We start from the raw sequence: 18,269 nt of genomic DNA, 5'->3' as shown, positions 1-18,269 counted from the left end.
GATCCCCGACCCTGCGGGTCGAGGATGACGAAGCGGATCGGAAGCGGTCCTCCAAAATCCGCGTCACCCCTGTTCAAGCTTCGCCAGAATCGCCGAAAAGTCCTTCCCCTCGCCGCCGCCGTCGACGAAGGCCTTGTAAATGTCGCGGGCGTGGCGGCCGAGTTCGGTGGCGGCGCCGTTCTTTTCGGCGGCCGTCTGGGAAAGGTCGAGATCCTTCAGCATCAGTTCGGCGGCGAATCCCGGCTTGTAGTCATGGTCGGAGGGGCTATCCGGACCGACCCCCGGAGCCGGGCAATAGGTGTTGAGCGACCAGCAGGAGCCCGACGAGGTGGAGGCGACGTCGAACATCGCCTGGCGGGTGAGCCCGATCCGGTCGGCGAGGTGAAACGCCTCGCAGACGCCGATCATCGAGATGCCGAGGATCATGTTGTTGCAGATCTTCGCCGCCTGACCATTGCCGGCCGCGCCGCAATGGACCGCCTTCCGGCCCATGATCTCGAACAGCGGCTTGCCCTTGGCGAAGGCCGCGTCGCTGCCGCCGACCATGAAGGTCAGCGTTCCTGCCGCGGCGCCGCCGGTTCCGCCTGAGACCGGCGCATCGAGGGAGAGAAGCCCCGGTTCGGCGGCCATGTCGTGCACCGCACGGGCGCTTTCGATATCGATGGTCGAGCAATCGATGATCAGCGTCTCGGGATCAGCCGCCCGGATGATCGCTTCATGCACACGACGCACGATCTGGCCGTTGGGAAGCATGGTGATCACCACTTCCTGACCCCGAACCGCATCCTCCATCGCGGCGGCCTTCGCCACACCCTCGACCGAGATATCCGCCGTGTCGTAGCCCGTGACTTCATGGCCGGCCGCCGCCAGGTTTTTCGCCATCGGCGCGCCCATATTGCCGAGCCCGATGAATCCGATCTTCATGATGCTTCCTCCCGTCATTTTTCGTCGAAGCGCAATTCGTCGTCCCCGAGCGGCGCCATGACCGCTTCGACCAATTCGCGCGGCAGATCCTCCTGGCGCGCGACCGGCCATTGCGGGTTCCTGTCCTTGTCGATCACCACGGCGCGGGTGCCCTCGACGAAATCCCCATGGGACTGGCTGCGATAGGTATAGCGGTATTCGTGCGTCAATGCCGTTTCGATGGTCGGATTATCCCGCACCGATCGAACGAGCGCGAGGGTGACGGCGACGGACAAGGGCGAGCCGCGCCGGATCGCCTTGGCGGTCTCAGCGGCGAACTCTGTTTCCTCGGATTCCAGCGCCGTCAGGATCACGACGGCATCCTCGCCGGCGAACAGACGGTCGATGTCCTCACGACGGGCTTCGAGCTTGCCGGGCTCCGGCGGCGTGGCGAAGCCGTCGACAACGCCCGGATCTCCGGTCTCCTCCAGCCGCGCGGTAAGTTCGGGAAGGCGCTCGGCCGGCACATGGACGTCGGCAAAGCCGGCGAGGATCGCATCGGCCGCCTTCATGCGAAAGCCGGTGAGGCCGAGATATTCGCCGAGCCGGCCCGGGGCGGTCGCGAGAAGCCGCGTCGCGCCCACATCCGGGATGAGCCCGATGCCGCATTCGGGCATCGCCACCATCGACCGCTCGGTCACGATCCTCACATCGCCATGGGCCGACAGGCCGACGCCGCCGCCCATGACGATCCCGTCCATCAGCGCGACATAGGGCTTGGGATAGCGCGCGATCATCCGGTTGAGGCGATATTCCTCGGCCCAGAATTCCCGGCCCGGCGCGAAACGCCCGGCCTTGCCCTCGTGATAGAGCGCCGCAATATCGCCGCCGGCGCAGAACGCCTTCTCGCCCGCCGCGTCGATGATCACCAGCGCGACGTCGTCGTCATCGCGCCAACGCGTCAGGGCCGCCTCGATCGCCCGGACCATGTCGAGATCGAGCGCGTTCAGCGCCTTCGGCCGGTTGAGCGTGATGCGTCCGGCGCGGCCACTCTGGCGGATGATGACGCTTTCGGTTTCTGCCAAGTCAGGCCTCCCTGCAATGCTGCCCCAAGATGTCGCCTCCCTCACGCTTGTCCATGGACCGGCGTGACGGCCCGGACTGCGATATGCCACAAGACGATCGCCCGTTCGGGAAAAAGAGCCAAGGGACGCGCGACGTGACGAGCCGAGACGACAGCCGAGCCCAGATCCTCGATCCGGCACGGGCCCGGCGTTTCATCGAGCGCAACACGACCCTCATGGCGCCACCGCTGGTGCCAGAGATCCGCCTGCGGCTCGCCTCGGAAGCCCACGACATCTGGCTGAAGACCGAGGAGGAACTTGAGGCGCTCGGTCTGCCGCCCCCCTTCTGGGCCTTCGCCTGGGCCGGCGGACAGGCGTTGGCCCGTTTCATCCTCGATCACCGCGAATGGGTCGAAAAGCGCCGCGTGGTCGACTTCGCCTCCGGCTCCGGCCTCGTCGCCCTGGCCGCGGCCCTTGGCGGCGCGAGCGAGGTCACGGCGGTGGACATCGACCGCTTTGCCAGCACCGCCTTCGCGCTCAATCGACCGCTCAATCCCGGCGCCGCTGCGACGATCGCCTTCTGCACCGAAGACATCGTCGGACAGGAGATTTCGGCCGACGTGCTTCTGGTCGGCGACGTCTTCTACGACCGCGAGATGGCGGCGGCGATCACGCCCTGGTTCGAGGCTCTTGCGGCGAAGGGGGTCGTCGTCCTCGTCGGCGATCCTGGCCGCTCCTACCTGCCCCGCGACCGGCTCTCCCACCTCGCCACCTACGGCGTGCCGGGTAGCCGGGCGCTGGAGGATCAGGAGATCAAGCGGACCCGCGTCTGGCGCTGGCATGCCGAGCCCTGATCAGCCGGGGATTCCTGCCTGCTTGACTTGGTTGACCAATCTCCAGCCATGACGCAAGATCGCGCAAGAGGCCGGCAAGGGGGCGTGAAACTGGTGTCGATTGCGACCCTCGACTACTTCGCGATCCTGACGGCGACCGTCATCTCGATGATCGTGGGCACGATCTGGTACACGGCGCTCGGCCGGTTCTGGCTGCGGGCGGTCGGCTTGGCGGAGGATCAGGCCAGACAGCGCGCTTCGGACATTGTCATCGCGTTTCTCGCAGAATTCATCATGGCGACGATCTTCGCGGTGCTTCTGGCGCACTTCGACGGCTACACCCTCCTGGACGCGATCACCGCCGCCCTCTTCCTCTGGCTGGGCTTCGTCATGACCACGGTGATCGTGAACGCGCGCTTCCAGGGACGAAGCTGGGATCTGCCGCTGATCGACGGCGGCCACTGGCTCTTGGTCCTGCTCGCCCAGGGCGCCGTCTTCGGAGCCTTCCGTTAGGGCCAATGCGTGTTACAGGACGGCCCGGCCTTCTGCCCGAACGGGACGACAGGGCCGCTTGCCCTATTTCGTTCTGATCAAACCGCCTGACCCACCTTCTGGTCACGCGGCGTATGCGCAATCGCGCATTGATTTTGGTTCCAGCAGGGGTCGCGTGGAGGGCCTGCGATCGCGGGGAACGGCTTGAATGCCGAGGGTTGCGGTTTTCTTGCCGCATTTCGGCAGGAAGGAATTGCGACCGGCTCCTCTTATCGTATACATTGTTTGAAATGAGAGGCGGCCCCGGATGAACAGAAGCGGGCCGGGAGATGCAATGACCGACAAGACTGCGCCGACGGTCCCCCTGCGCTCGCGCGCATGGTTCGACAATCCGTCCAATCCCGACATGACGGCGCTCTATCTGGAGCGCTACCTGAATTTCGGCCTGAGTCAGGACGAGCTGCAATCCGGCAAGCCAATCATCGGCATCGCCCAGACCGGATCGGACCTGTCGCCCTGCAACCGGCATCACCTCGAACTTGCCAAGCGCCTACGCGAAGGCATTCGCGAGGCCGGAGGCGTCGCCATCGAGTTCCCGGTCCATCCGATCCAGGAAACCGGCAAGCGACCGACCGCCGCGCTCGACCGCAATCTCGCCTATCTCGGCCTTGTCGAGGTGCTCTACGGCTATCCCCTCGACGGCGTGGTGCTGACCATCGGCTGCGACAAGACCACGCCCGCCTGCCTGATGGCGGCGGCGACGGTGAACATTCCGGCGATCGCGCTCTCCGTCGGTCCGATGCTGAACGGCTGGTTCCGTGGCGAGCGCACCGGTTCGGGCACCATCGTCTGGAAAGCCCGCGAACTGATGGCCGCCGGCGAGATCGACTATCCGGGCTTCGTCAAGCTCGTGGCCTCCTCCGCCCCATCGACCGGCTATTGCAACACCATGGGCACGGCGACGACGATGAACTCGCTCGCCGAGGCGCTGGGCATGCAGCTGCCGGGCTCGGCGGCGATCCCTGCGCCCTATCGCGACCGCCAGGAGATGGCCTATCTCTCCGGAAAGCGCATCGTCGACATGGTGCGCGAGGACCTCAAACCCTCCGACATCATGACCCGCGACGCCTTCATCAATGCGATCCGGGTGAATTCGGCGATCGGCGGCTCCACCAACGCGCCGATCCATCTGAACGCACTCGCCCGCCATGTGGGCGTGGAGCTTTCGATCGACGACTGGCAGGACTATGGCGAGGACATTCCGCTCCTCGTCAATCTGCAGCCGGCCGGCGAATATCTCGGCGAGGATTATTACCACGCTGGCGGCGTGCCGGCCGTGGTCGGCCAGTTGATCGAGAAGGGCCTGATCAACGAGAATGCCATCACTGCCAACGGCAAGACGATCGGCGAAAATTGCCGCGGCGCCGTGATCGAGGACGAGAACGTCATCCGCCCCTACGACAACCCGCTGAAGGCCCGCGCCGGCTTCCGCGTCCTCAAGGGCAATCTGTTCTCCTCGGCGATCATGAAGCTGTCGGTGGTCTCGCCCGGGTTCCGGAAACAGTATCTCGAAAACCCCGAAGACCCGATGGCCTTCGAGGGCAAGGCGATCGTCTTCGACGGGCCGGAGGACTATCACCACCGCATCGACGATCCGGCACTCGAGATCGACGAGAACTCGATCCTATTCATGCGCGGTGCCGGGCCGATCGGCTATCCGGGCGGCGCGGAAGTCGTGAACATGCGAGCGCCCGACTACCTCATCAAACGCGGCATCACCGAGCTTCCCTGCATCGGTGACGGTCGGCAGTCCGGGACCTCCGGCTCGCCATCAATTCTCAACGCCTCGCCGGAAGCGGCGGCCGGAGGCGGCCTCGCCCTGCTTCAGACCGGCGACCGGGTGAGGATCGATCTCGGCCGCGGCACGGCGGACATAATGATTTCCGACGAGGAGCTTCAGGCCCGCGCCAAGGCGCTGGCGGATGCCGGCGGCTATGCCTTCCCGCCGCATCAGACGCCCTGGCAGGAAATCCAGCGCGGAATCGTGTCGCAATTCGAGACCGGCATGGTGCTGAAGCCCGCCGTCGCCTATCAGCGCCTCGCCCAGGGCGGTGCGAATGGCGACATGCCGAAGGTGCCGCGCGACAACCATTGACCGCTGCGGTGCAAAGAGCCGCACGGGGGAAGACAACAAAAGAAAGCGAACCAGAATGACCAAACGCCTGGAAGGCAAGATCGCCGTCTGCACCGCCGCCGGTCAGGGCATCGGCCGGGCCGTGGCGGAAGCTTTCGTCGCCGAGGGGGCCACGGTTTACGCCAGCGACCTCGACGCCCAGAAGCTCACCGGGCTCGACCATGCCGGAAATGCCCATCTGGCGAGCCTCGACGTGACCGATTCGGACGCCGTGTCCACCTATCTCGCCGGGATCGAGACGCCGGACATCCTGTTCAACTGCGCCGGCTACGTCCATCACGGCACAGTGCTCGACTGCGACGAGCAGGCCTGGGATTTCTCTTTCGACCTCAACGTCAAGGCGATGCACCGGATGATCTCGGGGCTCCTGCCGCGCATGCTGGAAGAGGGCGGCGGGTCGATCATCAACATGTCTTCGGCCGCCTCCTCCATCAAGGCGGCACCCAATCGCTACGTCTACATGGCGTCCAAGGCTGCCGTGGTGGGCCTCACCCGCTCGATCGCCATCGACTTCATCAAGCAGGGCATCCGGTGTAACGCCATCTGCCCCGGCACGATCGAATCGCCCTCGCTCGACGGCCGCATCGCCGAACTCGGCAAGTCCGTCGGCGGCACGGAAAAGGCCCGCGCCATGTTCATCGAGCGCCAGCCCATGGGCCGGCTCGGCCGCGCGGCCGAAATCGCCGCGCTGGCGGTCTATCTCGCCTCGGACGACAGCGCCTTCACGACCGGCACGACGCAGTTGATCGATGGGGGCTGGTCGTTGTGACTGGAAGCCGGGGGCCGGAAAACAACGTTTTTCGGGGGAAACTGGCCCACGCAACGCAAGTCGTCCACGCGGCAGCAACGTCATCCTCGGGCTTGTCCCGGGGATCTACTGCCAGCGTCACGATAAATCGCTTCAGGGCCGTCATGGAGTCCGGGAAAGGTTCTGAATTCCAAAGGCAATAGACCCTCGGGACAGACCCGAGGGTGACGCCGGCGAGAGTTTGAACGCTGATGCAAATCGCCGAACGAAGACGGCATTGGTCGTCTTGGCCTGGCACCTGCCAGCGGTGCACAAGAGGAGGAAAACACAATGCGGATCCTGATCCTCGGAGCGGCGGGCATGGTCGGGCGGCGGCTGATCGATCGCCTCGTCGCCGAACGGCGGATCGCCGGGCAGGACATCGACGTCATCGAAGCCTTCGACGTGGTCGAAGCCGACATCGCTTCGCCCGAGGGCATCACGATCGAGGCGAAGGCGGGCGACATTTCCGACCGGTCCGAGATCGAGGCGCTGGTCGCCAAGCGGCCGGACATCATCTTCCATCTCGCTGCCATCGTTTCGGGCGAGGCCGAGGCCGATTTCGAGAAGGGCTACCGGATCAATCTGGACGGCATGTCCCATCTCCTCGAGGCGATCCGTCACGAGGGCGACGTCTATCGGCCGCGTCTCGTCTTCACCTCCTCGATCGCGGTATTCGGCGCCCCCTTCGAGGAGCCGATCGGCGACACCTTCCTCTCCGCTCCGCTGACCAGCTACGGGACCCAGAAGGCGATCTGCGAACTCCTCCTCAACGACTACAGCCGCAAGGGTTATGTCGACGGGGTCGGCATCCGCCTGCCAACCATCGTGGTGCGGCCCGGCAAGCCGAACAAGGCGGCGTCGAGCTTCTTTTCGGGAATCATCCGTGAGCCGCTCGCCGGTCAGGAAGCCATCCTGCCGGTGGCCGACGACGTCCGCCACTGGGTGGCGAGCCCGGCTGCGGCAGTCGGTTTCCTGATGCATGCCGCCCTCATGGACACGGAGCGTCTCGGGGCGCGGCGCTGCCTCACCATGCCCGGCCTGTCGGTGACCATTGCCGAAATGATCGAGGCGTTGCGCGTGGTAGCGGGAGACGAGGTTGCCGGCCGAATCCGCCGGGAACCGGACGCGGTGATCGAGAAGATCGTCGCCGGCTGGCCCCGCAACTTCGATGCCAGCCGGGCAGAGGAGATGGGCTTTTCCGCCGATGCCGACTTCGCCGACATCATCCGCGCCCACATGGCCGACGAGGCGGCGAAAACGCAAGGAAGTCCGCGCTGATCTTCGCTGACAAAGGGTGTGCCGAGACACCCCCCCTCTGTCACTTCGTGACATCTTCCCCGCAAGGGGGAAAGTGGAGGAAGCGTTTATGAAGGCCTTTCTCCCCCCTTGCGGGGGAGATGCCGGCAGGCAGAGGGGGTAACACGACGGATGAAAGATCAAAGGGAGAACCACCCATGAGCGACCACCCCCATATCGGCTTCATCGGGGCCGGGCTGATGGGCCACGGCATGGCGAAGAATTTGGTGGAAGCCGGTTATCCGCTGACCGTCATGGCCCATCGCAATCGCGAGCCGATCGAGGATCTGATCGACCGCGGGGCGAAGGAAGCTGCCGACGCGGGGGCCATCGGCGGCGCCTGCGAGGTCGTGTTCCTCTGCCTGCCGGGCAGCCCCGAGGTCGAGGCGACGGTCGACGCGATCCTTTCGGCCAAGGGGCCGGTGAAGACGATCATCGACACTTCCACCGCCAATCCGGTGTCGACCCGCGCGCTTGCCGCGCGCTGCAACGAAGCCGGTATTACCCTCGTCGACGCGCCGCTGTCGCGCACGCCCAAGGAGGCGTGGGAAGGCAATCTCGACGTCATGGTCGGGGCGAGCGAAGCGGACTTTTCGAAAGTCCGCCCAATGCTCGACGTCATCGCCGGCAAGGTGGTGCATGTGGGCGAGGTCGGCGCCGGCCACACGATGAAGCTTCTGAACAACTTCATCTCCCTCGGCTATGCGGCGCTCTATTCCGAGGCGTTGGCGATCGGAGGCAAGAACGGCATCACGCCGGAGACCTTCCACGGCGTCATCGGTGGCGGCCGGATGGATTGCGGCTTCTACCAGACCTTCATGAACTACGTGGTCGGCGGCGATCCGAATGCCCACAAATTCGCGCTGAGAAACGCCCACAAGGACATGCGCTACGTGGTCTCGCTCGCCAATGAGAGCGGCATCGCCTCCCATGTCTCGTCGAGCGTCAAGAACAACTACGCCACCGCCGAGGCGCTCGGCCATGGGGACGGTTATCTGCCGACGCTCGCCGACATCATCCGGGAGTTGAACGGAGTGCCCAAGGCATGATCGTCGCAGCACGCTAGAAGCTACCATGTCCGAGATCGACCAAGACCGGGAGAAGATCGAAGCCGGCGTCGCCGAGCCATCCGAGAGGGCGCGGCGCGGCCGGTTGCGCGACGCGCTCGCGACCGGCTCTTCGCGCCCCCGGCCGAGCCGCGAAGGCGTCGGCCGCATGCCGGCGCGAGACCGGGCCTATCACGAGCTGAAATTCCGCATTCTGGAGGGTCGCCTGCCGCCGGGCACCCAGCTTCTGGAGGCCGAGGTCGCCAATCTTCTCGGCCTCAGCCGCACGCCGGTGCGCGAGGCGCTGATCCGGCTGGAGGAAGAAGACCTCGTCCGGGTCCAGCCGCGCCATGGCATCACCGTCAAGTCCCAGTCCCTCGACGATCTGTCCCAGATCTACGACGTCCTTTCGCCGCTCGAGGTCAAGGCGGCGGCGCTGCTGACCCGTCGGGGCCTCAGTTCGGAAGAAGCCCGGCGCCTGTCCGGCCTGCTAGACCAGATGGAGCGCGAGACCGAGCGCGGCGACATCGTGCAATGGTCCGATCTCGACAACATCTTCCACTCCGAAATCGTCGGCCTGTGCGAGAATCGGCGGCTTCAGGCCGCCCTCAGGCTGTGCTGGGACCAGCAGTATCGCGCCCATATGGCGATCGTCCGGCTGAGACCCCGCCCGACCCAGTCCAACCGCGAGCATCGCGCGATCTTTGCGGCGATCCGCGCTGGCGACGAACGTCTGGCGGCACATCTTTACGCCCAGCATCGCGATCGGGCGGACAGGATGGCGCTGTCGCTGCTGCGTCGGCAGGCGGCCGGGTTTTCGGACGGATGAGGCGGTTCACGGCTTTCTTTGCCCGACCGACAGGACAGAAGTGAATGACGTATACATTGATTGCCGCGCGGCGATATGTATGCGAAACGGCTAGGATGATGCGTCATCCGTGCACTGGTCAGCGGTGTCGTCGACGCGCCGGCATGGGAGGGAAGGAATGAATCGAATCGACCTTGAAGGCCGGCGGGCGATCGTCACCGGCGGAGCGCGCGGTATCGGGCTCGCCACGGCGGAACGCATGATCGCAAGCGGAGCCAGCGTCATCCTCTGGGACATGGACGGGGCCGCGATCGAGGAGGCGGTCGCGAAACTCGGCGACAAGGCGAGCGGCGCCGTCGTCGAACTCACCGACGAGACTTCGGTCGACAAGGCGGCGAAGGATGCGACTGCCGGCGGCACGGTGGACATTCTTGTCAACAATGCCGGCATCACGGGCGGCAACGGCAAGACCTGGGAACTCGAGCCGGCGATCTGGCGAAAGACCGTCGAGGTCAATCTGATCGGCCCCTATCTGACCTCCCGCGCCCTTGTTCCCGCGATGAAGTCGGCCGGTTACGGCCGCATCGTCAACGTCGCCTCGATTGCCGGCAAGGAGGGCAATCCGAACGCCTCGCACTATTCGGCGTCCAAGGCAGGACTCATTGGGCTCACCAAGTCCCTCGGCAAGGAACTCGCCGGCTCGGGCGTACTGGTCAACTGCATCACGCCGGCCGCCGCCCGCACCGCCATCTTCGATCAGATGAGCCAGGAACACATCGACTTCATGCTGTCGAAGATCCCGCTCAACCGCTTCGTCGAACCGAAGGAAGTCGCCGCGATGATCGCCTGGCTCTCTTCCGAGGAATGCTCCTTCGCCACCGGCGCCGTGTTCGACATTTCCGGCGGCCGCGCTGTGTATTGAGGCAAGGTCACCGCACCGCCTTCGGCGGGAGGGACCGCAACCCTTCCGCCATCGTCCCATGAGAATCGAAAGGACACCATGAAACTCGTTCGCTACGGCCCTGCGGGGCAGGAAAAGCCCGGCCTGATCGATGCCGACGGAAAGCTGCGCGATCTGACGGGCCAGGTGCCGGACATTGCCGGCGATACCCTGTCGCAGAAGGGGCTCACGGCCCTCAAGGGCATCGACCCCAGCTCGCTGTCCGTGGTCGAAGGCACACCGCGCTTCGGCCCCTGCGTCGGCGGCATCTCGAAGATCATCTGCATCGGCCTCAACTACTCCGACCATGCAGCCGAGACCGGCGCCCAGCCGCCATCGGAGCCGATCATCTTCACCAAGCAGATCAACGCGCTGTGCGGTCCGAATGACGACGTGGAACTGCCGCGCGGTTCCGAAGCGCTCGACTGGGAGGTCGAGCTTGCGGTGATCATCGGCTCGCGGACAAAATATGTCAGCGAATCCGAGGCGATGGACTATGTCGCCGGCTTTGCCGTGATGAACGACGTCTCGGAGCGGAACTTCCAGACCAAGCGTCAGGGCCAGTGGACCAAGGGCAAGAGCCACGACACCTTCGGCCCGCTCGGCCCCTGGCTCGTCACCAAGGACGAGGTGGCCGACGTGCACGACCTCGACATGTGGCTGGACGTCAATGGCGAGCGGCGCCAGACCGGCACCACTTCGACCATGATCTTCAACGTGCCCCACCTCGTCTCCTATCTCAGCCAGTTCATGACGCTGATGCCGGGCGACGTGATCACCACCGGGACCCCTCCGGGCGTCGGCATGGGCATGAAGCCGCCGCAATATCTGAAGGTCGGCGACGTAATGACCCTCGGCATTGCGGGTCTCGGCGAGCAGAAGCAGACGGTCGTCGCCGCCTGAGGCGCGATTGCATTGACCCTTCAGCCCCGGCTTTCGAAGCCGGCGGCTGAATGGCTCGCAGCCGGTCGATCGCGACCGGCGATGTGCAGACCTGGCGTGGGGTTACGAGGCGAGCGGCGACACGCTCGCGAATCCCGTTTTCTGCAAATGGGATAATCGGTTACGTATACGTTGACAGCAAAGCCGCATGCCCGGATAGTGGGGTCTCGTGACATGCGGAAGACAAGGGGCGCGACTGGGAGGAAGCGCCCCGGAATGCCGGCACCCGCGCTTCATGAACGCGGAGCGCGAGATCCGTCAGACGAGCCTGCCGGTGCGGCGAGCGCCACCGGTCCGCATTTCGGAAAGCCCGGCCTCCGCCGGGAGAATTCATCGGGAGGAAATGATGCTGAGACGAACCCTACTCGCAACGACCATTGCCGCCGCTGCGAGCCTCGCCGTCACCGGCGTGGCGAGCGCGCAGGAAGACTATCCGAGCCGTCCGATCCAGATGATCGTGCCCTGGGGCGCGGGCGGCGGCACCGACGCCGTCGGACGTATCATCGCCTCCATCCTGCAGGAGGAACTCGGGGTCCCGGTCAATGTCGTCAACCGCACGGGCGGTTCCGGCGTCGTCGGCCACAGCGCGATCGCCAATGCCGAGCCGGACGGCTACACGATCGGCATCATGACGATCGAGATCGACATGATGCACTGGCAGGGCCTGACCGAGCTCACCTATGAGGATTTCGACATTCTGGCCCTGGTCAATGCCGATCCGGGCGGCGTGATGGTCTCGGCCGATTCCGAATACGAAACGGTCCAGGGGCTTCTCGACGCTATCAAGGCCGAGCCCAAGGGCACGTTCAAGGCGTCCGGCACCGGCCAGGGCGGCATCTGGCATCTGGGCCTCGCCGGCTGGCTGCTTTCGGAAGGGCTGGAGCCCGATTACGTGACCTTCGTGCCGAGCCAGGGTGCAGCCCCCGGCATTACCGACATGGTGGCCGGCGGTGTCGACATCGTGCCGTCCTCGCTCGCGGAAGGCCGCTCGATGATCGAGGCCGGCCGCGTGCGCCCGCTCGCCTCCATGTCGGCGGAGCGCCAGGACCTGTTCCCGGACGTGCCGACGCTGAAGGAAGGCACAGGTTCGGACTGGACGCTCGCCGTCTGGCGCGCCGTCGCCGCCCCGGATGGCCTGCCGGAAGAGGTCGAGCAGAAGCTGATCTCGGCGATCGAGACTGCCTATAACTCCGACGAGTATCAGTCCTTCATGAAGGATCGGGGCTTTGGCGTGCGCTGGGCGGCCGGTGACGAGGCGACGAAGATCGTCGCCGAGGACGACGCCTCCCTCGGCGAGGTCATGAACAAGGCCGGCCTCGCACAGTAGGTGAATTTGCTACTTCGCCCTTCGATGTTCCAACATCGGAGGGCGAGCCGACGATCCAACACTCCATACCGGTGAAGATCTTGAAATTTGGGTTCTCGCCTCGTCGGCACCAGACGACCAAGGTCGTATCGATGGCGTTAATATTGCCCATCACAGCAATTGCGCTTGGTGCATGCCACAACGAGCCAGTCAATGGCCTTTGCTTTATCTCTCAATCTCTCGATGAGCAACAACGCAAACAAATCACAACAAAAATAGATGATTCAGATGGGACTGCGGCCAGTCGCAGGGAAATAATCGAGGAACTGGCTTCTACTTGCATGTCTTACTTCTTATTTACTCATGTTCGGAATTGCATTCAGACCGAAAATGACTTGGATATATGCAAAAAATGGATCATATGATGCATTTTTTTAGATCAAAATAAATTGAGAGAAACCAATATCCAATTCTGCCCCATGAGATAGCAAGAGAAACATGAAGTTCAACGATCTTCTTCTCGGCATCATCGTGCTCGTCGGCGGGATCGCCATCTATGTCTCGGCGATCCCCTTCACCGACATTCCCGGCCAGTCCTATGGCGCTGGCACGATGCCCAGGGCGGTGAGCTTCGTGACCATGGGCCTCGGCCTTTTCCTGATCGGCTCCAGCGTCGTGAAGGGCGCGCGGATCCCCCGGCTCGAATGGGCCGACTGGGTCGGACCAAAGGCCGGCATGGCGCTTCTCGTCGCGATCGGCCTCGTCATCTTCTACATCGTGCTTTCGCCGGTGATCGGCTTCGTGCCGTCCGCCTTCGTGGTCATGGCCGCGCTGATGATAACGCTCAGGACCAATCCCCTTCTGGCAGTCGCGGTCTCCGTCGCCGCCTGCGTCGTCATCCAGCAGTCCTTCGGGCGGCTGCTCCTCGTCCCGCTGCCGCGCAGCGACATGCTCGGCTTTCTCTGGTAGCGTTCGGTCATGGGTGTTCTTTCCGAGGCGTTCGCGCTCGTCTTCCAGCCCTATGTGCTTCTGGTCATTCTCGGCTCGGCCGCCTTCGGCATGTTCGTCGGCGCGATCCCGGGCCTCACGGCCACCATGGCGACGGCGCTTCTCGTTCCCGTGACCTTCTTCATGGACCCGGTGCCGGCGATCGCCGCGATCGTGACCGCCACGGCCATGGCGATCTTCGCCGGCGACATTCCCGGCACGCTCCTGCGCATGCCCGGCACGCCGGCGAGCGCGGCCTATGTCGAAGACGCCTATCGCATGACGCGAAAGGGCCTCGCGGAGGAGGCGCTCGGCGCGGCCTTGGTGTTTTCGGCGATCGGCGGCATTTTCGGCACCATCGTCCTGATCACGGCCTCGCCGGTCCTCGCGGATATCGCGCTCCGCTTCTCGTCCTTCGAATATTTCTGGCTGGTCGTCCTGGGGCTTTCCTGCGCGATCTTCGTCTCGCCGGGCGCCGTCTCCCGCGGCCTGATTTCCCTCGTCATCGGGCTCTTCGCCGCAACCATCGGCATCGACAATCCGGCCGGCCAGCCCCGCTACACCTTCGGCAATGTCGAACTTCTGGCGGGCGTCCAGTTCATTCCCGCCATGATCGGCCTCTTCGCCGTGTCGGAAGTGTTCCGGGCGGTGGTCTCCGGGGCCGATCGCCCGGCTGTCGAAAAGGTCGGCAAGAGCGGGATCTTCCGGAAGCAATGGACCAATCTGCGCCGTTACCCGGCCCAAGTGATGCGCGGCAGCGTTCTCGGCACGGCGATCGGGGCGCTTCCCGGCGCCGGTGCCGACATCGCGGCCTGGATCTCCTATGCCGTCTCGAAGAAGTTCTCCAAACAGAAGGAGAAATTCGGCACCGGCCATGTGGAAGGCCTGGTCGAGGCGGGTTCCTCGAACAATGGCGCGGTCAGCGGTGCCTGGATTCCGGCGCTGGTCTTCGGCATTCCCGGCGATTCGATCACCGCGATCGTCATCGGCGTCCTCTATGTGAAGGGCCTCAATCCCGGCCCGACCATCTTCATCAACCAGCCGGAGCTGATCTACGCCGTCTTCGTCGTCTTCTTCCTCGCCAACATCATCATGCTGCCGTTCGGCTGGGTGGCCATCAAGACGGCGCGCACAATCCTGTCGATTCCAAGCCGTGTCCTGATGCCGATGATCCTGATGTTCTGCATCGTCGGCTCCTTCGCCATCAACAATTCCCCCTTCGGCATCGTCCTGATGCTGATCTTCGGCGTCATCGGCTTTCTGATGGAGGAGAACGATATTCCTATCGCACCGGCGATCCTCGGCCTCGTCCTGGGACCGATGCTGGAGCAGAATTTCGTGACCTCGATGATCAAGTCCGACGGCAGCTTCCTCGCCTTCTTCGAACGGCCGATCGCGGCGGGCCTCGGCTTCTTCACCATCGCCATCTGGTGTATTCCGCTGGTCATGCTGCTCCTGCGCCGAAATCGCACGACACCGTCGACCGACCCCGCCCGGTAAGGCGAAGACGGGTCTCCCGCCCGCTCACCGGCAACGAGCCGAAATCACGAACTCCGCCACCGAGGATCTTCCCCATGGCCAAGCCCGATCTCCTGCAAGTCTGCCCGTTTTCCAAGCCGGTGACGGCCGCTCTGGACGAGGCTTTCACGCTGCATCGCTATTTCGAGGCGGACGACAAGGCGGCTCTCCTGAAAAAGCTTGCCCCCACCACCCGCTACATCGCCACCGGCGGCCATCACGGCGCCTCGCGCGAGATGATCGAAGCGCTGCCGAATCTGGAGCTCATCTCCTCCTTCGGCGTCGGCTATGATGCGGTGGACGTAACAGCGGCCAAGGAGCACGGCGTGTCCGTCACCAACACGCCGGATGTTCTCAACGACTGCGTCGCCGAAGTGACCCTCGGCCTCATGCTCGCGCTCTGCCACCGGGTTCCCCAGTCGGACGCCTATGTGCGGGCCGGCCGCTGGGAGTCGGAAGGCAATTTCCCGCTGACCGAAGAGTTGACCGGCAAGCGCGCCGGCATTCTCGGCCTCGGCCGGATCGGCAAGACCATCGCCAAGCTCCTTCAGGCCTTCAACATGGAAGTGGTCTATCACGGGCGGCACCGGCAGGAGGACCAGCCCTACCCCTATTATGCCGATCTCGTGGCCATGGCGAAGGATGTCGACTGGCTGGTGGTGATCGCGCCGGGCTCGGCCTCGACGCAAGGGATCGTCAACCGCGCGGTGATGGAGGCGCTGGGAGCCGACGGTCACCTGGTCAACATGGCCCGCGGCTCGCTTGTGGACGAACCCGCAATGATCGAGCTTCTGGAAAAAGGAGCGCTTGGCGGCGCCGCGCTCGACGTCTTCGCCGCCGAGCCGCATGTGCCGGAACGGCTGCGGGGGCTCGAAAACGTGGTGCTATTGCCCCACCAAGGCTCGGCGACCCACAAGACGCGGGCCGCGATGGGTCAGCTGGTCGTGAAGAACCTCAAGGCGCACCTTGCCGGCGAGCCGCTGATCAGCCCAGTGGTTTGACGGGATCTGGACAGGCTCAAGCATCGACCGGCCCCGCCCCGGACGTAAGGGCGGAGGCCTCGATCAGCCTTATCTCTTAGTCTTATCAGGCCGTCGCGCGGCGGGGCTCGTGTTCGTCGCGCTGGCTGTCGCGCTGTTCCATCTTTTCGGCGTTTTCGAGTTCGGCCTCGGCCTCTTCGAGCGACAGGCGCGCGGCATTGATCTGCACCTTCAGGTCCTTGGCGGAATTCTGCAGGTTGTCGCGGCGCAGGCGCGCGGCCTTGGCGAAGGTCGAATAGGCGAAATGGTTGATGTCGGTGATCCCCGACTTTTTTTCCTCGTTGAGGATCTGGGCGTCCAGTTCGGCGGCCATCCGCGAGAAATCTTCCTGCATGAGTTCCAACTGTTCGACCTGCCGGCGCTTCTCGATCACCTTAAAGCGCGTCAGCCGCACCATGTTGTCGCGTTTCATGAAACGTACCCTCAACTCGCGGCTCCGCAGGGGCAAAGCTCGCCTGAACTCAACGCCTGACGGCTTCGGGCAAGGCTGACCAGCTATGCCTTTTAACCGTCTGTTTACGCGCACGGTTAATCATAGGATCGAGGGTTTAAGGCTGGGTAAACCGATCACGGCAGCTTCGCCGCCAAAGCGGAGACGCTGCCGGAAAAGTGGCCGAAGCCCAAAATTCAGTCCGCAGTTGCTGCGGCCTGGGTCCATGATGGACCAGGAGGATTTGTTAACCATTCAGTGCCAGTTTGGGCCAAACTATGACAACAAACGCTATGCCGAATGTCCGGAGTTCGGTTCAGCTGGCTGAGAGGACTTTCTGATGCGCGTTCTTTTGATCGAAGACGACAGCGCGGTCGCCCAGAGCATCGAACTCATGTTGAAGTCGGAAAGCTTCAACGTCTACACGACCGACCTCGGTGAAGAGGGCGTCGACCTCGGCAAGCTCTACGACTACGATCTCATCCTTCTCGATCTCAACCTGCCGGACATGTCCGGCTACGAAGTGCTTAGGACGCTGCGACTGTCCAAGGTCAAGACGCCGATCCTGATTTTGTCCGGCATGGCCGGCATCGAGGACAAGGTCCGCGGTCTCGGCTTCGGCGCCGACGACTACATGACCAAGCCCTTCCACAAGGACGAGCTGGTCGCCCGCATCCACGCCATCGTGCGCCGATCCAAGGGACACGCCCAGTCGGTCATCAACACCGGCGATCTGACCGTCAATCTCGACGCCAAGACCGTCGAAGTGAACGGCCAGCGCGTGCACCTCACCGGCAAGGAATATGCGATGCTCGAGCTGTTGTCGCTCCGCAAGGGCACGACGCTCACCAAGGAGATGTTCCTCAACCATCTCTATGGCGGCATGGACGAGCCGGAACTCAAGATCATCGACGTGTTCATCTGCAAGCTGCGCAAGAAGCTCGCGAGCGCCGCCGACGGCAAGAACTACATCGAGACCGTCTGGGGCCGCGGCTACGTCCTGCGCGAGCCGGAAGAAGTCGCCGCCTGAGACAGACGCCACGGCCCTCGGCCTTCGCGTCGGAGACATTTCTCCGAAACCATGATCCATCGAACGAGGTCGCCCGGCCCTGCCGTGGCGGCCTTTTTCGCGTCCGTTTGCCGAGACTTGAGCTGACATGAGCCTATCGCCCGCCACCGGCGATGCGGGGCCGTCTCAGGCCGCCACCATCGGCGCGTCATCGAGATAGGGTGCCAGGGCCTGCTCGAGGCTTTGCCGATCGAAGGGCTTCAAAACATAGCCGGCGGCGCCGGCGCGGCGGAGCCGGGTCATCAGACCGAGATTGGCCTCGACGATCAGCGCCACCACGCGCATCGGAGAGGATTTGCCCGCCCGCTCGCAGATCTCGCGGATGCGCTCGGTTACCGTCTTGTCGCTGGTGCTCGCGCTGATCAGAAGAAGATCGGGAACACCATTCTCCTCGATCCAGCCCATCGCCTCGTCGGCCGTCTCGACGGTGTCGACCGTCAGCCCGTCCCGCTGGATCAGGCGGAAGGCAACCTTGCGGATGATCGGGGCCTCTTCGACGATCAGGCAGGTCTTCATGGCGTCGGCCTCGCGGGCTGGCATCGCGCGCCCTTCAGGGCGCAGCCGGATGCGGCTCTTCGATGTTGCGGCAGCTTGGCCACAATCGCTATCGA

General features: G+C 64.2%; 18 protein-coding genes. 14 read left to right on the top strand and 4 right to left on the bottom strand.

The window, feature by feature from the left end; all coding sequences use genetic code 11:
• Nucleotides 1-63 precede the first annotated feature (63 nt).
• Nucleotides 64-927: a 3-hydroxyisobutyrate dehydrogenase gene (gene mmsB, locus MF134_RS06090; protein ID WP_255338537.1), complete on the bottom strand. Its 864-nt coding sequence runs from the start codon at nt 925-927 to the stop codon at nt 64-66.
• An 11-nt stretch (nt 928-938) separates the two neighbouring features.
• Nucleotides 939-1,988 carry an enoyl-CoA hydratase/isomerase family protein gene (locus MF134_RS06085; RefSeq protein ID WP_255338510.1) on the bottom strand — a complete coding sequence of 350 codons (1,050 nt, stop codon included), beginning with the start codon at nt 1,986-1,988 and terminating at the stop codon, nt 939-941.
• A 215-nt stretch (nt 1,989-2,203) separates the two neighbouring features.
• Between MF134_RS06085 and MF134_RS06080 the strand changes: the two genes are divergently transcribed.
• The 13 genes from MF134_RS06080 (at nt 2,204) to MF134_RS06020 (ending at nt 16,120) form a co-directional block, all read left to right on the top strand.
• Complete coding sequence (locus MF134_RS06080) at nt 2,204-2,821, top strand: class I SAM-dependent methyltransferase (protein WP_255338536.1); 618 nt, start codon at nt 2,204-2,206, stop codon at nt 2,819-2,821.
• A gap of 93 nt (nt 2,822-2,914) precedes the next feature.
• Nucleotides 2,915-3,313, top strand: a complete 399-nt coding sequence (locus tag MF134_RS06075; RefSeq protein WP_255338509.1) for a DUF1761 domain-containing protein — start codon at nt 2,915-2,917, stop codon at nt 3,311-3,313.
• Nucleotides 3,314-3,626: 313 nt separating this feature from the next.
• Nucleotides 3,627-5,447, top strand: coding sequence for an IlvD/Edd family dehydratase (locus MF134_RS06070; protein ID WP_255338508.1), 1,821 nt, complete (start codon nt 3,627-3,629; stop codon nt 5,445-5,447).
• 55 nt (nt 5,448-5,502) lie between these two features.
• Nucleotides 5,503-6,255, top strand: a complete 753-nt coding sequence (locus tag MF134_RS06065) for an SDR family oxidoreductase (protein ID WP_255338507.1) — start codon at nt 5,503-5,505, stop codon at nt 6,253-6,255.
• 309 nt (nt 6,256-6,564) lie between these two features.
• Nucleotides 6,565-7,554, top strand: a complete 990-nt coding sequence (gene denD / locus MF134_RS06060; RefSeq protein WP_255338506.1) for a D-erythronate dehydrogenase — start codon at nt 6,565-6,567, stop codon at nt 7,552-7,554.
• A gap of 176 nt (nt 7,555-7,730) precedes the next feature.
• Complete coding sequence (locus MF134_RS06055) at nt 7,731-8,621, top strand: NAD(P)-dependent oxidoreductase (RefSeq protein WP_255338505.1); 891 nt, start codon at nt 7,731-7,733, stop codon at nt 8,619-8,621.
• A 25-nt stretch (nt 8,622-8,646) separates the two neighbouring features.
• Nucleotides 8,647-9,447, top strand: coding sequence for a GntR family transcriptional regulator (locus MF134_RS06050; RefSeq protein ID WP_255338504.1), 801 nt, complete (start codon nt 8,647-8,649; stop codon nt 9,445-9,447).
• A gap of 157 nt (nt 9,448-9,604) precedes the next feature.
• Nucleotides 9,605-10,348: an SDR family NAD(P)-dependent oxidoreductase gene (locus tag MF134_RS06045; protein WP_255338503.1), complete on the top strand. Its 744-nt coding sequence runs from the start codon at nt 9,605-9,607 to the stop codon at nt 10,346-10,348.
• A gap of 78 nt (nt 10,349-10,426) precedes the next feature.
• A complete protein-coding gene (locus MF134_RS06040) occupies nt 10,427-11,269 on the top strand; it encodes a fumarylacetoacetate hydrolase family protein (protein WP_255338502.1) in 843 nt (280 codons plus the stop codon).
• A 385-nt stretch (nt 11,270-11,654) separates the two neighbouring features.
• Complete coding sequence (locus MF134_RS06035) at nt 11,655-12,635, top strand: tripartite tricarboxylate transporter substrate binding protein (RefSeq protein ID WP_255338501.1); 981 nt, start codon at nt 11,655-11,657, stop codon at nt 12,633-12,635.
• Between the two features lie 477 nt (nt 12,636-13,112).
• Nucleotides 13,113-13,583: a tripartite tricarboxylate transporter TctB family protein gene (locus tag MF134_RS06030; RefSeq protein ID WP_255338500.1), complete on the top strand. Its 471-nt coding sequence runs from the start codon at nt 13,113-13,115 to the stop codon at nt 13,581-13,583.
• A gap of 9 nt (nt 13,584-13,592) precedes the next feature.
• Nucleotides 13,593-15,101, top strand: a complete 1,509-nt coding sequence (locus tag MF134_RS06025; RefSeq protein WP_255338499.1) for a tripartite tricarboxylate transporter permease — start codon at nt 13,593-13,595, stop codon at nt 15,099-15,101.
• Nucleotides 15,102-15,175: 74 nt separating this feature from the next.
• Nucleotides 15,176-16,120: a 2-hydroxyacid dehydrogenase gene (locus tag MF134_RS06020; protein WP_255338498.1), complete on the top strand. Its 945-nt coding sequence runs from the start codon at nt 15,176-15,178 to the stop codon at nt 16,118-16,120.
• An 85-nt stretch (nt 16,121-16,205) separates the two neighbouring features.
• Here MF134_RS06020 and MF134_RS06015 read toward each other — a convergent pair whose 3' ends face one another.
• Entirely contained in the window at nt 16,206-16,571 is a 366-nt protein-coding gene (locus MF134_RS06015) for a flagellar export protein FliJ (protein ID WP_255338497.1), read from the bottom strand.
• A gap of 358 nt (nt 16,572-16,929) precedes the next feature.
• Here MF134_RS06015 and ctrA point away from each other — a divergent pair, with 358 nt between their 5' ends.
• Nucleotides 16,930-17,619, top strand: a complete 690-nt coding sequence (gene ctrA, locus MF134_RS06010) for a response regulator transcription factor CtrA (protein ID WP_255338496.1) — start codon at nt 16,930-16,932, stop codon at nt 17,617-17,619.
• A 165-nt stretch (nt 17,620-17,784) separates the two neighbouring features.
• On the opposite strand, the gene MF134_RS06005 is transcribed toward ctrA, so the two are convergent.
• On the bottom strand, nt 17,785-18,198 hold the full coding sequence (locus MF134_RS06005; protein ID WP_255338495.1) for a response regulator: 414 nt from the start codon (nt 18,196-18,198) through the stop codon (nt 17,785-17,787).
• Between the last annotated feature and the right edge of the window lie 71 nt (nt 18,199-18,269).

The organism is Jiella marina (assembly GCF_024359545.1).
Lineage (GTDB): Bacteria > Pseudomonadota > Alphaproteobacteria > Rhizobiales > Rhizobiaceae > Jiella.
This window is presented reverse-complemented; position numbering and strand designations above follow the sequence as displayed.

Bases quoted from the DNA above. Each gene is read 5' to 3' on its own strand.
- denD (WP_255338506.1), top strand. From the start codon at position 6,565: ATGCGGATCCTGATCCTCGGAGCGGCGGGCATGGTCGGGCGGCGGCTG.
- MF134_RS06070 (WP_255338508.1), top strand. From the start codon at position 3,627: ATGACCGACAAGACTGCGCCGACGGTCCCCCTGCGCTCGCGCGCATGG.
- MF134_RS06080 (WP_255338536.1), top strand. From the start codon at position 2,204: ATGGCGCCACCGCTGGTGCCAGAGATCCGCCTGCGGCTCGCCTCGGAA.
- MF134_RS06055 (WP_255338505.1), top strand. From the start codon at position 7,731: ATGAGCGACCACCCCCATATCGGCTTCATCGGGGCCGGGCTGATGGGC.
- MF134_RS06015 (WP_255338497.1), bottom strand. From the start codon at position 16,571: ATGAAACGCGACAACATGGTGCGGCTGACGCGCTTTAAGGTGATCGAG.
- MF134_RS06025 (WP_255338499.1), top strand. From the start codon at position 13,593: ATGGGTGTTCTTTCCGAGGCGTTCGCGCTCGTCTTCCAGCCCTATGTG.
- MF134_RS06035 (WP_255338501.1), top strand. From the start codon at position 11,655: ATGCTGAGACGAACCCTACTCGCAACGACCATTGCCGCCGCTGCGAGC.
- MF134_RS06040 (WP_255338502.1), top strand. From the start codon at position 10,427: ATGAAACTCGTTCGCTACGGCCCTGCGGGGCAGGAAAAGCCCGGCCTG.
- MF134_RS06005 (WP_255338495.1), bottom strand. From the start codon at position 18,198: ATGCCAGCCCGCGAGGCCGACGCCATGAAGACCTGCCTGATCGTCGAA.
- MF134_RS06020 (WP_255338498.1), top strand. From the start codon at position 15,176: ATGGCCAAGCCCGATCTCCTGCAAGTCTGCCCGTTTTCCAAGCCGGTG.
- MF134_RS06030 (WP_255338500.1), top strand. From the start codon at position 13,113: ATGAAGTTCAACGATCTTCTTCTCGGCATCATCGTGCTCGTCGGCGGG.
- ctrA (WP_255338496.1), top strand. From the start codon at position 16,930: ATGCGCGTTCTTTTGATCGAAGACGACAGCGCGGTCGCCCAGAGCATC.
- MF134_RS06065 (WP_255338507.1), top strand. From the start codon at position 5,503: ATGACCAAACGCCTGGAAGGCAAGATCGCCGTCTGCACCGCCGCCGGT.
- MF134_RS06045 (WP_255338503.1), top strand. From the start codon at position 9,605: ATGAATCGAATCGACCTTGAAGGCCGGCGGGCGATCGTCACCGGCGGA.
- MF134_RS06050 (WP_255338504.1), top strand. From the start codon at position 8,647: ATGTCCGAGATCGACCAAGACCGGGAGAAGATCGAAGCCGGCGTCGCC.